At 59.9% G+C, this 3,269-nt stretch carries 3 protein-coding genes; 1 reads left to right on the plus strand and 2 read right to left on the minus strand.

Translation table 11 applies throughout. The features are described from left to right. Positions 1 to 213 precede the first annotated feature (213 nt). Positions 214 to 1,794 (plus strand): sensor domain-containing diguanylate cyclase, encoded by a 1,581-nt coding sequence (locus AC1DQP_RS18500; protein WP_478052205.1) that lies wholly within the window; start codon positions 214 to 216, stop codon positions 1,792 to 1,794. Positions 1,795 to 2,000: 206 nt separating this feature from the next. On the opposite strand, the gene AC1DQP_RS18505 is transcribed toward AC1DQP_RS18500, so the two are convergent. Then, positions 2,001 to 2,435 (minus strand): hypothetical protein, encoded by a 435-nt coding sequence (locus AC1DQP_RS18505; protein WP_457319939.1) that lies wholly within the window; start codon positions 2,433 to 2,435, stop codon positions 2,001 to 2,003. A 244-nt stretch (positions 2,436 to 2,679) separates the two neighbouring features. Beyond that, on the minus strand, positions 2,680 to 3,018 hold the full coding sequence (locus AC1DQP_RS18510; RefSeq protein ID WP_088434121.1) for a helix-turn-helix domain-containing protein: 339 nt from the start codon (positions 3,016 to 3,018) through the stop codon (positions 2,680 to 2,682). Positions 3,019 to 3,269 lie beyond the last annotated feature (251 nt).

Consider the following 3,269-nt stretch of genomic DNA (forward strand, 5'->3'; position numbering starts at 1 on the left):
GTCTCAACCGCTGTGCGCTTAACCATTAAGGGCTAGATCGCGTCAGTGGCGTTGCCGTTAATGCCGTTTGTTCATCGCCTGTCAGTCATCGTAGGCTTGAGTTAGACAAGGGACGCAGCCGACGCCCCTTGCCTGGTGCCCCTGCCCTCAACACCGAATCTTGTGCTGCTGGCCTGAGGCAATTATGGAATCGTACGAAGGGACGCAGGACATATGAGGAAGATCGCCAAACACCTTAATCTCCAACGGTTGATCGTCGGGCTCGCCATTCTCTCAGCTGGGGTCATGTTGGCAAATGCGGTGTTTGCGGCGTATCAGGTCCAACGCGAGCAGCTGATCAATAACGCACTTGAGTCCAACCGCGTCTATGCCCACAAGCTCGCGCAGACCACCCATAATTTTCTGGTATCGACCCAGCAGCAGCTGGAATACAGCGCACGGGCCATTGGAGCCGGAGGCATGGGCAGTGGCGTCGATTCCGCAGAGGCACATCGACTGCAATCCCAGACAAATGCATTCAACTCGGTTGTGGTGGTGGACAACCAAGGACGAGTGACGGCATCTTCCCCGACCCTACCGCAGATCGACGGCCAGGTTCTTTCCAGCTTAGCCAACTCCTTAGCGATCGCCAGTCGCGCCCCGCTCGTGAGCAACCCCTACGTTTCTGCGACCGGCAAGTTAGTCCTGACCATCTCGCAACCAATCTTTGACCCGTCTGGGGACTACCAAGGCTACATCAGCGCGTCCATCCACTTGAAGGAGCCCAACGTGCTCCATACCCTACTTGGAACGCACTACTACCGGGACGGGTCGTATCTTTACGTCGTAGGCCAGGACGGAAAGCTGCTCTATCACCCCGAACCTGACCGGGTGGGCGAATCGGCGTTAAAAAATGAAGTGGTCAAGGCCGTTTCTCGCGGAGAAGCCGGTGCCATGCCCACGATCAACAGCCATGGGGTGCATATGTTGGCCGGGTATGCGCCTATCCCAGCCGTGCATTGGGGCATCGTTTCTCAACGTCCCGTCGAGGCTACCCTGCGGCCGCTGACACGCCTGATGAACACTGTGCTGCTCAACGCCGCCCCTCTGGGCATCCTCTCGCTTCTGCTGATCTGGGTGGTTTCCCGGCGCATTTCACGGCCATTGTGGCAGCTGGCATCGACGGCCCAGAACAGCGATGTGTCTCAGGCGATTCTGACCGTGACTGCGGTTGATACGTGGTATTACGAAGCAGATGAACTACAGAAGGCCGTGCTGATCAGTTTCAATGCGTTCAACGACCGAATTGGTCGGCTGGACCAGGCCGTACTGACCGATCCACTGACCGGCTTGCTCAACCGCCGGGGTCTGGAAAGAGCGCTAGGTTTTCTGTCCAACTCGGGAACGCGGTTTGCGATCATTGCCTTGGACATTGACCATTTCAAGAAGGTCAATGACCGCCACGGTCATGAGGTAGGCGACGGGGTAATTGCGGGTGTGGCCGATCTGATGCGACAGAACTCCCGGGCAGAAGATGTCCTCTGTCGCATCGGGGGCGAGGAATTCTTGCTGCTGTTGCCCGACGTGAGCGCTGAGACCGCTGAGTTCGTCGCCGAGCGGCTCCGCAGAAGCATCCACGACCACGCATTCCCCATCGTCGGCAGCATCACTGTCTCCATGGGCGTCAGTCATTTCCCAGAAACACACGAGGACGCCGACCACGCCATTCGGCAGGCCGACAAGGCCCTATACAAGGCTAAGGGCGAGGGGCGCGATCGGGTGGTCAGCTATCGCCGTAGGAGGGCGGATCGTTAAGCCAGGGGCCGCTGGCTGCTGCCCGCAAGCCCATGCGGGTAGCTCCAGCACCTCCGGCGATGCTACCGCTGAACGCCCCTGTGCATGACGTGCGAGGCGCCTGTCCAAGAGCCTCACCGTCGCTGCCAGCAATGCCCGCTCATCTGGGAGGGAGCCCGCCCTAGACAGCAACAACAGCTCCTGCGCAAAGTTGAGCAACCACGTGGTCACCCTGCTCCACGGCTCAACAGAAAAGCAACGAACTGCGTCTGGTCGGCCTCCTTGGCGTGTTCCAGCGGATCACCTTCATTGACGTCCGCCCCGCGGTCGAGCAACAGGGTCGCGAGCCTGATCTTTTCGTCAGTGTTCAAGAGGTCGTCTCGAGCGAGCCACACCAAAGCCGGCTCGTCGTCTTCGTCTTCGGTGCAGGGGTATGCGTCGGCCGCAATACCGGCATCCAAGAGGGCGGCCACCAGGTGCAGATCTGCGCCAAGGCATGCGTGATGAAGCTGGGGGAACGGAAGCTCTTGCCCTCTGGCGTGAAGGGGCGGAGGCAATCCGTCCAAGGCCTCGTGCATCTCGTCGAAGATCGCTTTGAAATCGGGGTTTCTCGCGTATGCCTTGCCCCAGCCCGATATTTCAGCTCTTGCTTCCATGTCCATCCGACGCTCCCTATTGATTGTCACAGATACAACTTCGCTCAGCCCACGAACTGAAGACTACCGCTCATGGGCCCGACGATGCCCTTCTTGCGGGACCGTTCCCCGGCGCCTCATCGACTAACGGCGGCACCTAGGGGTTTCTTGAGGCAACACCCGCCCAAGCCGTATGCAAGGCCGAGGGAGGTGGGTCACGACGCAAGCCTTTTAATCGATCCCGCTGCAAAAAGCCGCGAGCGGGCGAACCTCAGCCCTTGGTCTTGCCAGCAAACTCCTTGAGCTTCTCGAGGGCCTCCCTTTGCTTGGCCAACGGCAGCTTGCTCACGAGCAAGATCACCTCGGCCAACACGTCTGATGTCGCGTGGAAATACGCGACCGGCAAACCGAGCGCTTTTGCCAACGCCTCAGACGTAGCCGGGTCCGGGTCGTGCTGCCCGGTCTCGTAGCGGCTCACTCGGGTCGCCCCAGAGACTGAGTCCACCATCCCAATGCGCTCGGCCAGTTGTGCCTGCGTCCAGCCTCGAGCAATCCGCGCACTGCGCAGTCGTTTGCCGTAGATCGTCGAGGGCGTCTTGGGTTGCGGCATCCGAAAACTTGCACCACAGCTGAATTCCCTCTCAGTTTGACGGTTGGAACTCGGTTGCACATCTGCGATTATCGTAAATGCCGCCGGGTTGGCGGTCTACAGGGGCTGCATATGAAGCACTCACGACACGGAGCGGTCGCCTCGCTCCTTGCACTGTCTTTCTCCCTCCCCGCCCTCGCCCAGGAAGAGGTGCCGGCGGCTCCGAACAAGCCCGGCTTCTTCCGTCAGCTTGGGACCAGCCTCAAGGACGC

This window comes from Stenotrophomonas sp. P5_A8, from assembly GCF_056400545.1.

Bases quoted from the DNA above. Each gene is read 5' to 3' on its own strand.
- AC1DQP_RS18505 (WP_457319939.1), bottom strand. From the start codon at position 2,435: ATGGACATGGAAGCAAGAGCTGAAATATCGGGCTGGGGCAAGGCATAC.
- AC1DQP_RS18500 (WP_478052205.1), top strand. From the start codon at position 214: ATGAGGAAGATCGCCAAACACCTTAATCTCCAACGGTTGATCGTCGGG.
- AC1DQP_RS18510 (WP_088434121.1), bottom strand. From the start codon at position 3,018: ATGCCGCAACCCAAGACGCCCTCGACGATCTACGGCAAACGACTGCGC.